This is a genomic window from Citrobacter sp. Cpo142 (genome assembly GCF_030332425.1).
Lineage (GTDB): Bacteria > Pseudomonadota > Gammaproteobacteria > Enterobacterales > Enterobacteriaceae > Citrobacter > Citrobacter portucalensis.
This window is the reverse complement of record NZ_JAOWHW010000140.1, coordinates 74,201-85,651: the sequence shown is the minus strand read 5'-3', so window position 1 is coordinate 85,651 and position 11,451 is coordinate 74,201. Positions and strand designations below refer to the sequence as shown.

Here is an 11,451-nt window from a genome sequence, read left to right as displayed (position 1 = left end):
GACAACTGATGGAGATGGAAGCCACGGGAGCACCTCAAAAACACCATCGTACACTAAATCAGTAAGTTGGCACCATTACCCCATTTCGTAGCTTACGGAACCGCCAACGCCGTCGCCGTTAGAACGGGTTGGGCTGCTAGAGCGTTCGTTTTTACCCAGGTACTGTACAGCGAAGTTCAGGCCTTCAACCAGACCGAAGAAGTTAGAGTTACGGTAGGTTGCGAGACCGCCGTTACGCTGGGAGAAGAACTGGTCAGAAGCAGCGGTATCACCACCGAATTCTGGCAGCATATCGGTGTAACCCAGAGCATCGTATACAACGCCGTAGTTACGACCGTAATCGAAGGAGCCTGCGTCACCAAATTTCAAACCAGCAAACGCCAGACGGGTTTTGTTGCCTTTCTGGGCATCGTCACCGCCTTCTGCGTTATTGCCGCTGAACTGGTATTCCCACTGGCCGTAACCGGTCAGTTGGTCGTTAATCTGAGTTTCCCCTTTGAAACCAAGACGGGCATATGTCTGATCGCCGTTAGCAGCGTAGGCGTTATCACCGTTGTGCTTGGAAAAATAATGCAGACCAACGGCTTTACCGTATACGTCTACTTTGTTGCCATCTTTGTTATAAACTTCTGCAGCGTTAGCTGCCCCGGCTACCAGCAGAGCAGGGATAACCACTGCCAGAATATTGCGCTTCATCATTATTTATTACCCTCATCGGTTTTTATATGACACCTGCCACTGCCGCCAATAAATTCCGTCAATCAAAATTTACGGAACTATTGATGAGAGTTTGGTGTCTTTATGTGTCTGACAGGCATCTTTCCATTCAAACTACCGTTTCGCTACCGTCAAAGTGCTACAAATATAAAGATTTGGTTTCAAAAAGAAAAAATGTGTAACAAAATGTTATTTTTGTGCAACTTTGTGAACAGCGTCAAACTTCGGATGCCCCTGCGCTTAAAATTCTCGTTTTTATTTCTATTTATATGATTTTCTTATGTTTAATTTTGCTAAGGTCATTTTTTCTCCGTTCTGCCGGAAAGTTCGGATTTTACAGGTAACGATTTTTGGACGTCTGGAGTGCCGTGCGAGAGGCTGAAAAATGTACTATTTAATCAGAAAATGCTAATCCACAATAAAATTGCTGATTATTTTTTGTGCAAATGTATTGCGATGAAATATTACGTAACAGGTGGAGGAGATTGAAAGGTTGTGTTTAACGTGAGATGGGTATCCAGATAACACGAAAAGGGTATAAAAAAGGCCAGCAATGCTGGCCTTCAAAACAATAACGCACGTTTAGAAGGTGGCGTTACGTGGAGTACGCGGGAACGGAATAACATCACGGACGTTCTGTACGCCGGTGACGTAAGCGATCAGACGCTCGAAGCCCAATCCGAAGCCGGAATGCGGAACGGTACCGTAGCGACGCAGGTCGCGATACCACCAGTAATCCTCTTTGTTCAGACCCATTTCCAGCATACGGGCATCCAGCACGTCCAGGCGCTCTTCACGCTGAGAACCACCGATGATTTCACCGATTCCCGGGGCCAGTACGTCCATTGCAGCAACGGTTTTACCGTCTTCGTTAAGGCGCATATAAAACGCTTTGATATCTTTCGGGTAGTTTTTCACTACCACCGGCGCTTTAAAGTGCTCTTCAGCAAGGTAACGTTCATGCTCAGAAGACAGATCCACACCCCAGTAAACTGGGTTTTCGAACTGTTTACCGCATTTTTCCAGAATGCTTACCGCGTCGGTGTAATCCACCTGCGCGAAGTCAGCGTCAATGAAACGTTCCAGGCGTGAAATCGCGTCCTTGTCGACACGTTCAGCGAAGAATTTCATATCATCCGCACGCTCTGCGAGTACGGCTTTAAACGCGTACTTCAGCATCGCTTCAGCCAGGCCTGCAACATCGTTCAGGTCAGCAAAAGCCACTTCTGGTTCCAGCATCCAGAACTCTGCCAGGTGACGACTGGTGTTAGAGTTTTCTGCACGGAACGTCGGGCCAAAAGTATAAATTTTAGACAGGGCGCAGGCGTAGGTTTCACCGTTCAGCTGACCGGAAACGGTCAGGAAGGCCTCTTTACCAAAGAAGTCTTTGTCGAAATCGACTTTACCCTGATCGTTACGCGGCAGGTTTTCCAGATCCAGCGTAGAAACACGGAACATTTCACCGGCACCTTCCGTATCGGAAGCGGTGATCAACGGAGTCGATACCCAAAAGAAACCCTGCTCGTGGAAGAAACGATGCAGAGCCTGCGCCAGCGTATGACGTACACGCGCTACCGCACCAATCATGTTGGTACGCGGACGCATGTGCGCCACTTCACGCAGATACTCAATGCTGTGACGCTTAGCTGCCATTGGGTAAGTGTCAGGATCTTCAACCCAGCCCGTTACTTCAACCTCAGTGGCCTGAATTTCAAAGCTCTGTCCTTGTCCAGGAGACGCAACGACTTTACCCGTTACGATAACTGAACAACCCGTCGTCAGGCGCAGTACGTCCTGATTGTAATTGGGCAGAGAATTATTGATGACGGCCTGTACAGGATCAAAGCAGGAACCGTCATAAACGGCGAGGAAGGAGATGCCAGCTTTTGAATCTCGGCGGGTACGCACCCATCCGCGCACGGTGACTTCGCTGTCAACGGCTACGCGGCCCTGGAGTACGTCGGCTACAGGCACAACGCTCATAATATTCTCTCTGTTAATAGTCGGATATATAAACACATGTCCACCCGTAATGGGGGGATACCTATGTTACCTGGCATCTGCAATCAGACAAGCAGAATTCGTAGCTGGAGTGAAAGATTTCGGAAATAAACGCGAAAAAGGGAGCCAAAATGGCTCCCTGGAAGGCTTAACTGGCTTTTTTGATATGCGGGAGATCGAAGGCTTTGCGCAGTGCACGAACAAATGCTTTATCGTGGCAGATGGTTTTACCCGGGCTGTCAGATAACTTCGCCACCGGTTTGCCGTTACATTCCACCAGCTTGATCACAATATTGAGTGGCTTAACCTGCGGAATGTCGCATGTTAGCCGTGTCCCAATACCAAAACTCAACTGTACGCGGGAAGAGAAGTGGCGGTAGAGTTCAATCGCTTTTTTCAGATCGAGATTATCTGAGAAGACCAGCGTTTTGCTCAGCGGATCAATCCCCAGTTTTTCATAATGGGCGATGGCTTTTTCACCCCATTCCACCGGATCGCCTGAGTCATGGCGTAGACCCTGATAGCGGGTAGCAAACTCAACGCCAAAGTCGCGTAAAAATGCGTCCATGGTGATGCAATCGGTTAATGCAATGCCGAGTTGATCAGGGTATTCATTTAACCAGGCAGCCAGGGCTACGCGCTGGCTGGTGGCAAGTTCTGGACTGATTTGCTGATGAGCCTGGAACCACTCATGCGCCTGCGTACCCATTGGGGTTAATGACAGGCGGCGGGCCAGATCGTAGTTACTGGTGCCAACAAACCAGGGCTCTTGCTGCAGGCGTTTAACGATAGCCTGCTGTACTTCGCGCGAAAAACGACGACGCGTACCGAAATCCATCAAATGGAAGCGGGACATATCGACATCTTTCGTTAAAGCAGAGAATTCTACTAGTTTGCTTTCCAGCTCATCGAGTGCCTGCGGGACGCCTGATTCAGGTGAACGGTAACGGTGTACCAGTTCGCTAATCACCGCTAACAGCGGGACTTCCCACATGATCACTTCACGCCACGGACCGGTTAAGCGGATGTTTAGCTTGCCGTTATCATTGGTGACGCAAACCTGTTCCGGGTTATAGCGGAAATCACGTAACCAGGTAAGGTAATCAGCTTTAAAGAAAGGCAGGCCGGAGAGCCACTGGTACTCATCCTCCTGCAGTCGCAGGTGCTGCATAGCATTCACCTGCTCACGAATAGAATCGGCATAAATACCGAGCAGGTCATCGCCACGGCAACGAAATTCAGCCGCTACTTGTACATCGTAGTAGTGGTGAAAAACGGCTTGCTGCATATGCAACTTATAAGCGTCTGTATCCAGCAGCGAGTGCAGAACAGGAGAAGCGAATTGTGTCATAGGTGCGCAGTAGCATCCTCTCACGGGAGCGTTTAGTACAATAAACAACTAAGAAAACCGCTGGAGTATACCCTGTTTAGCGATTTATTGAACCCCGATCACACCATAAGCTCTCTTTCTGGTCGAGGGCAATTCGTGCCACGTGTTATGAAAATGTAGCAAAAAGGGTGTTTGTGCCTGAAAAGATGAACATTCTGCGTAGCGCGATTTACGCAACAGGAATAGACTGAAGCCGAGACTCTATTAAAGATGCTAAAGGTTTTTTTATGACACAACAGCCACAAGCCAAATACCGTCACGACTATCGTGCGCCGGATTACCAGATTACTGATATTGACTTGACCTTTGACCTGGATGCTGAAAAAACCGTGGTCACCGCAGTGAGCCAGGCTGTCCGTCATGGCGCGTCCGATGTGCCCCTGCGCCTGAATGGCGAAGATCTGACCCTGGTGTCGATCCACGTGAACGACGAGCCGTGGACAGAGTATAAAGAAGAAGAGGGCGCTCTGGTCATTAGTCAGTTGCCGGAACGTTTTACGCTGCGTATCGTGAATGAAATTAGCCCGGCGGCCAATACCGCGCTGGAAGGGCTGTACAAGTCTGGCGACGCGCTGTGCACCCAGTGTGAAGCGGAAGGTTTCCGCCATATTACCTGGTATCTCGACAGGCCTGATGTCCTGGCGCGTTTTACCACCAAAATTATCGCCGATAAAACCCAATATCCGTTCCTGCTCTCCAACGGTAACCGTGTGGCGCAGGGCGAACTGGAAAATGGTCGTCACTGGGTACAGTGGCAGGATCCGTTCCCGAAACCGTGCTATTTGTTTGCGCTGGTGGCCGGTGATTTTGACGTCCTGCGCGATACTTTTACTACCCGTTCCGGGCGTGAAGTGGCGCTGGAACTTTACGTCGATCGCGGTAATCTGGATCGCGCGCCGTGGGCGATGACCTCGCTGAAAAACTCCATGAAATGGGATGAAGAGCGCTTTGGCCTCGAGTATGACCTCGACATCTATATGATTGTCGCCGTGGATTTCTTCAATATGGGCGCGATGGAGAATAAAGGTCTGAACATCTTTAACTCCAAATATGTGCTGGCACGTACCGATACCGCCACCGACAAAGACTACCTCGATATTGAGCGCGTTATCGGTCATGAGTATTTTCACAACTGGACCGGCAACCGTGTGACCTGCCGTGACTGGTTCCAGTTGAGCCTGAAAGAAGGCTTAACCGTGTTCCGCGATCAAGAGTTCAGTTCTGATCTCGGCTCACGCGCGGTAAACCGCATCAGCAATGTGCGCACCATGCGTGGTCTGCAGTTTGCTGAAGATGCCAGCCCGATGGCGCATCCTATCCGTCCGGATATGGTCATTGAAATGAACAACTTCTATACCCTGACCGTGTATGAAAAGGGCGCTGAAGTGATTCGTATGATCCACACCCTGCTCGGTGAGGCTAACTTCCAGAAAGGGATGCAACTGTACTTTGAGCGTCATGACGGCAGTGCTGCAACCTGTGATGATTTCGTGCAGGCGATGGAAGATGCTTCTAACGTTGATCTCTCCCATTTCCGCCGCTGGTACAGTCAGTCCGGTACGCCGATTCTGACCGTGCGTGATGACTACAATCCGTCAACTGAGCAGTATACGCTGACGATCAGCCAGCGCACGCCGGCCACGCCGGATCAGGCCGAAAAACAGCCGCTGCATATTCCTTTCGCCCTCGAGTTGTATGACAACGAAGGGAAAGTGATCCCGCTACAAAAAGGCGGGCACCCGGTGAATTCTGTACTCAACGTCACCCAGGCAGAGCAGACGTTTGTCTTTGATAACGTCTACTTCCAGCCGGTTCCGGCGCTGCTGTGCGAATTCTCCGCGCCGGTAAAACTGGAATACAAATGGAGCGATCAGCAGCTGACCTTCCTGATGCGTCATGCGCGTAACGATTTCTCTCGTTGGGACGCGGCGCAAAGCCTGCTGGCGACCTATATTAAGCTTAACGTTGCCCGTCATCAGCAGGGACAACCGCTGTCGCTGCCGGTACACGTGGCTGATGCATTCCGCGCAATTTTACTGGATGAGAAAATCGATCCGGCGCTGGCGGCAGAGATCCTGACGCTGCCTTCAGTAAATGAAATAGCTGAACTGTTCGACATCATCGATCCGGTGGCGATAACCGAAGTACGCGAAGCATTAACCCGCACGCTGGCCGCCGAACTGGCAGATGAATTCCTCGCCATCTATAACGCTAATCATCTTGATGAGTACCGCGTTGAGCATGCCGATATTGGCAAGCGTACGCTGCGTAACGCCTGCCTGCGTTTCCTGGCCTTTGGCGAAACCCATCTGGCTGACACGCTGGTAAGCAAGCAGTATCGTGAAGCGAACAATATGACCGATGCGCTGGCGGCGCTATCCGCGGCAGTAGCGGCGCAGCTGCCATGTCGCGACGCGCTGATGCAAGAGTATGATGATAAGTGGCATCATGACGGTCTGGTGATGGACAAATGGTTTATCCTGCAATCCACCAGCCCGGCGAAAAACGTGCTGGAAACCGTACGCGGCCTGCTGAAGCATCGCTCTTTCAGTATGAGTAACCCGAACCGAATCCGTTCGCTGATCGGTGCCTTTGCAGGTAGCAACCCGGCGGCATTCCATGCGGAAGATGGTAGTGGATATCAGTTCCTGGTCGACATGTTGACTGAGCTTAATAGTCGTAACCCGCAGGTGGCGTCACGTCTGATTGAGCCGCTGATTCGCTTAAAACGTTATGATGCAAAACGTCAGGCGAAAATGCGTGCGGCGCTGGAACAGCTGAAAGGTCTGGAGAATCTCTCAGGCGATCTGTTCGAGAAGATCTCTAAAGCGTTAGCCTGATAATATTGCCGGATGGGTCCGGCCTACCCTTCACGCGTAGGCCGGATAAGCGGTAGCGCCATCCGGCATTTTTAACCCTGCTTGCGTAACTGAACTTCATTGTCGCCACGCTGCATAACCCGGTTCAACACTTCCGCTTCCAGATCGGCTAACCGTACCGATCCCAAATGGTGGGGGCGCTGAATATCCACCGTAAGATCCAGTCCGATTTTTCCGTCCTCAATCAGCAACACGCGATCGGCCATTGCCACCGCTTCACTGACGTCATGAGTGACCAGCAGTACGGTAAAGCCGTGCTCTTGCCATAAAGAGACGATCAGATCCTGCATTTCAAGGCGGGTTAGGGCATCCAGAGCGCCGAGGGGTTCATCCAGCAGCAGCAAACCGGGGCGATGAATTAATGCCCGTGCCAGGGCTACACGCTGTTTTTGTCCACCGGATAGCGCAGCCGGCCATTCGTGAGCACGACTCTCCAGCCCAACGGCGGCCAGCGCATCTCGGGCCGCATCGCGCCACTGACCTTTCAGACCCAGGCCCACATTATCGATAACCGTCTTCCATGGCAGCAGACGCGCATCCTGGAACATCATACGCGTATCATCCTGAATTTCCGCCAGTGGGGTGGTTCCGGCAAGTAATGCGCCTGAGGTCGGCGATTCCAGCCCTGCCAGCAGACGCAGCAACGTGCTTTTACCACCACCGCTGCGGCCAACTACGGCAACAAACTGTCCGGCCGGAATATGCAAATCTAACTGATTGAGCACCGTATTGGCGGCGTATTGTTTTGTCACGGCGCTCAGCAATAGCGGCGTACCCTGGTTCAAGCGAGCGGTATTCATACGGTAGCCTCCTTTACATGGTAAGCCGGGTGCCAGCGTAGCCAGACTCGCTCCAGCAATTGGGCGCTGACGTCGGCAAGTTTGCCGAGCAAGGCGTAGAGAATAATGGCCACCACGACCACATCGGTTTGCAGAAATTCGCGGGCGTTCATCGCCAGGTAACCAATACCAGCATTGGCAGAAATGGTTTCTGCCACAATCAGCGTCAGCCACATCAGACCGAGAGCAAAACGTACGCCGACCATAATCGAGGGCAGGGCGCCGGGCAGGATGACATGAACAAACAGTGAAAAGCCGGATAATCCATAGCTGCGCGACATCTCTACCAGTCCACGATCGATATTACGGATCCCATGCCAGGTGTTGATGTAAATCGGGAACAGCGTGCCCAACGCAACGAGAAAGATCTTGGCGGATTCATCAATGCCGAACCACAGAATCACCAGCGGGATCAGCGCCAGATGCGGTACGTTACGCAGCATCTGCACTGAGGTATCCAGCAGACGTTCTCCCCAACGCGAAAGACCGCTGATAAGTCCCAGTGTCAGGCCAATCGATCCACCGATGGAGAATCCGATTAGCGCGCGCCAGGAACTGATGGCCAGATGCTGCCAAAGCTCGCCGCTGGCGGAAAGCGTCCAGAAGGCTTCGATAACACCCTCCGGAGAGGGCAGGATGCGAGTGGACAGCCAGCCCATTGAAGATGCGAGCTGCCAGAGCGCCACCAGACCTACCGGTAAAAACCAGGGCGCGAGGCGTAATAACCATCTGTTTTTCGGCGTTGCCATTAGCCGCTCCTTAGCTTTGCGCGACTTTGCGCGGGATAAATTCGTTTGCCACCGCTTCACCTTGTTGTTGCAGGTATTGCGGCTGCGGAATTTCCGGTATAGCAACATCCAGATGCGGGAACAGCAGCTCGCCAACCTTGTATGCCTCTTCCAAATGTGGGTATCCGGACAACACAAAGCTGTCGATTCCCAGCGCGGCATACTCGTTGATACGCGCCGCGACAGTCGGACCATCTCCGACCAGCGCGGTACCCGCGCCACCGCGTACCAGTCCAACGCCTGCCCACAGGTTCGGACTAATTTCCAATTTGTCGCGTTTACCATTGTGCAGTGCAGCCATTCGCTGCTGACCAACCGAATCCGTTCTTGAGAAGGCGTCCTGGGCTTTGGCAATGGTGTCGTCATCCAGGTGGGCTATCAGACGATCCGCTGCCTGCCACGTCTCGTGGGTTGTCTCCCGTACGATCACATGCAGACGAATACCAAAGCGGATCTTGCGCCCGAGCGCCGCTGCTTTGGCCCGCACCTGTTCAATCTTCGCTTTCACCTGTTCCGGCGGCTCGCCCCAGGTCAGATAGAGATCAACCTGCTCGGCAGCAAGGTCTTGTGCGACATCAGACGAGCCGCCGAAATAAAGCGGTGGCCGGGGTTGTTGTACGGGAGGGAAAAGCAGCTTCGCGCCGCGGACATGAATATGTTTGCCGTTGAAATCCACCGTTTCACCTTGCAGCAAGCGCCGCCAGACCTGAGTAAATTCAGCAGAGGCTTCATATCGTTCTGTGTGATCGAGGAACACGCCGTCACCTGCCAGCTCCTGTGGATCGCTGCCGGTCACCAGGTTAAATAACGCCCGGCCATTTGAGAGTCTGTCGAGCGTCGCAGCCTGACGTGCGGCAACCGTTGGCGAGGTGACGCTTGGGCGCAGCGCGACCAGAAACTTTAATCTCTGGGTGACCGGGATCATCGAAGCGGCGACCAGCCAGGCATCTTCGCAAGAGCGACCGGTTGGGATCAGGACGCCGGTAAATCCAAGACGATCGGCCGTTTGCGCGATTAGTTGCAGATAACTGTGATCGACCGGGCGCGAACCTTCTTCCGTTCCAAGATAATGACCGTCACCGTGGGTGGGTAAAAACCAGAACATATTCAGACTCATAATTTTTCTCCTGCCTGCTGGGTGGGTTGCCAGATACGCTGGCGAATATCGATTTTTTTCGGCACCAAACGGTTGTCATAAAACAGATCGGCGGTTTGTTGTTGCAGGGCAGCAACGGAGGCGTTGACTGGCACAATGGTGGTTGGCGGACGGTGATCCAGATAAGACGCAATCACCGGTTCGGGCAGCCCCATGGTTTTGGCCAGCAGGGTAATGCTTTGCTGGCGCTGGTTGAGCGTTAACGCATCGGCCTGGCTAAAGGTATCCAGTACGCCAAGTACAAAAGCGCTATTTTTCTCGGCATAAGGACGGGCGGCGAGATAAAACGAACCGGTTTGCTTGAGGTCTGAGCCGTCCTTCAGTACGCGTACATCACCTTGCAGTAACGCGGCGGAATAATAGGGATCCCAGATAGCCCACGCATCAACGTTCCCTTGCTGAAAGGCCGCTCGCGCATCGGCGGGAGTCAGATACGTCGGTTGAATATCGGTAAATTTCAGTCCGGCCTGTTGCAGCGCCCGGAGCAGTAAATTGTGGGCGCTGGAGCCTTTCTGGAAGGCGACTTTATGTCCTTTAAGCTGCGCGACGCTCTGAATTGGGCTATTTTTTGGCACCAGAATCACTTCGGCTTTCGGTTTGGGCGGCTCGACGCCCACGTAAACCAGATCGGCCCCGGCTGCCTGGGCGAAAATCGGCGGAATGTCACCGGTACTGCCGAGATCGATACTGCCGATATTGAGTGCTTCCAGCATTTGCGGTCCAGCCGGGAATTCGACCCACGAGATTTTAGTCTGCGGATAGCGTTTCTCGAGCAGCTGATGGCTTTTGGCCAGCACCATACTGACGCTTCCTTTCTGGTAACCAATACGCAGAGCATCGGGGGCCGATTCTGCGGCATGCCCCAGAGTTGACAGCGACAACACCCCGGTCAGTGCCAGCCATGACGTGTGACGCCTGAGAAGATCAAGCATGAGCGGCACCTCGCAGGGTGTTCAGTTGAGGAAGTTGGACATCGCGACGATGCAACGCCAGCCAGAAGGTATCGAGCGCACTGTCCAGACGCTGCTGAAGGTTGGGCGTAAACTGAGGTTTATGTTGATAATCAATTACCTGTGAATCATCAGCAAACACACCGTGCAGGATCTCCTGGGCCTTTAATGCGCTCAGTACCGGTTTCAGCGCGTAATCGACGGCAAGTAAATGCGCCACGCTGCCGCCGGTCGCCAGCGGCAAAACCACTTTCCCTTCCAGCGCCCGCTCGGGGAGTAGATCGAGCAGGGTTTTCAGGGCGCCAGAGTAAGCGGCTTTATAGACCGGGGTTGCGACAATCAGCCCGTCAGCATCCTGCAGTTGTTCGATAAATGTGTTCAGCGCTGGACTGTCGAAACGAGCATAGATCAGATCTTCCGGGGCAAAATTGTGCAGGTTCCAGTGAAAGACTTCGACATCCTGACCGTGCAGTTTTTCTCGGGCATATTCCAGTAACGCGCTGGAGCGAGAGGGAAAGCGTGGGCTTCCCGCCAAAGTGATGACGCGCATATTTTCAATCTCCCCTTATAACCAATTGTTTGCTTTTAATTAACATTGATAACAATTCGTGCAGTCTGGCAGAGAGATTTTGTTTATCGAAATGATTTATACGGGATAGAAAAGTTGGAAATTGAATAAAAAGGCAGAGGTGAGGAAAACGATTGCTATTTATTGCCGCAGGTCAATTCCC

Annotated in this window: 8 protein-coding genes and 1 pseudogene; 1 reads left to right on the top strand and 8 read right to left on the bottom strand. The window is 52.5% G+C overall.

What is annotated here, in order from left to right; all coding sequences use genetic code 11:
- Positions 1-84 precede the first annotated feature (84 nt).
- The 3 genes and pseudogenes from OGY18_RS21040 to pncB all read right to left on the bottom strand — a co-directional run.
- A pseudogene (locus OGY18_RS21040) lies at positions 85-699 on the bottom strand (porin); the annotation flags it as partial.
- A gap of 600 nt (positions 700-1,299) precedes the next feature.
- Positions 1,300-2,700: an asparagine--tRNA ligase gene (gene asnS, locus OGY18_RS21035; protein WP_020996514.1), complete on the bottom strand. Its 1,401-nt coding sequence runs from the start codon at positions 2,698-2,700 to the stop codon at positions 1,300-1,302.
- A gap of 166 nt (positions 2,701-2,866) precedes the next feature.
- Positions 2,867-4,069, bottom strand: a complete 1,203-nt coding sequence (gene pncB / locus OGY18_RS21030) for a nicotinate phosphoribosyltransferase (protein ID WP_003836860.1) — start codon at positions 4,067-4,069, stop codon at positions 2,867-2,869.
- Between the two features lie 266 nt (positions 4,070-4,335).
- On the opposite strand from pncB, the gene pepN reads away from it, so the two are divergent.
- On the top strand, positions 4,336-6,948 hold the full coding sequence (gene pepN / locus OGY18_RS21025; protein ID WP_149335624.1) for an aminopeptidase N: 2,613 nt from the start codon (positions 4,336-4,338) through the stop codon (positions 6,946-6,948).
- Positions 6,949-7,019: 71 nt separating this feature from the next.
- On the opposite strand, the gene ssuB is transcribed toward pepN, so the two are convergent.
- Genes ssuB through ssuE form a run of 5 tightly spaced genes read right to left on the bottom strand, consistent with a single transcriptional unit; the run spans position 7,020 to position 11,270 of the window.
- The gene (gene ssuB / locus OGY18_RS21020; RefSeq protein WP_286554255.1) at positions 7,020-7,787 is read right to left on the bottom strand and encodes an aliphatic sulfonates ABC transporter ATP-binding protein; all 768 of its coding nucleotides are present in this window, start codon (positions 7,785-7,787) and stop codon (positions 7,020-7,022) included.
- Positions 7,784-8,575, bottom strand: coding sequence for an aliphatic sulfonate ABC transporter permease SsuC (ssuC, locus tag OGY18_RS21015; RefSeq protein ID WP_126318591.1), 792 nt, complete (start codon positions 8,573-8,575; stop codon positions 7,784-7,786). The genes ssuB and ssuC overlap by 4 nt, the downstream gene beginning before the upstream one ends.
- A gap of 10 nt (positions 8,576-8,585) precedes the next feature.
- On the bottom strand, positions 8,586-9,731 hold the full coding sequence (gene ssuD / locus OGY18_RS21010; protein WP_286554252.1) for an FMNH2-dependent alkanesulfonate monooxygenase: 1,146 nt from the start codon (positions 9,729-9,731) through the stop codon (positions 8,586-8,588).
- Positions 9,728-10,702: a sulfonate ABC transporter substrate-binding protein gene (locus tag OGY18_RS21005; RefSeq protein ID WP_148362162.1), complete on the bottom strand. Its 975-nt coding sequence runs from the start codon at positions 10,700-10,702 to the stop codon at positions 9,728-9,730. Before OGY18_RS21005 ends, ssuD begins: the two co-directional genes overlap by 4 nt.
- A complete protein-coding gene (gene ssuE / locus OGY18_RS21000) occupies positions 10,695-11,270 on the bottom strand; it encodes an NADPH-dependent FMN reductase (protein ID WP_148362161.1) in 576 nt (191 codons plus the stop codon). The genes OGY18_RS21005 and ssuE overlap by 8 nt, the downstream gene beginning before the upstream one ends.
- Positions 11,271-11,451 lie beyond the last annotated feature (181 nt).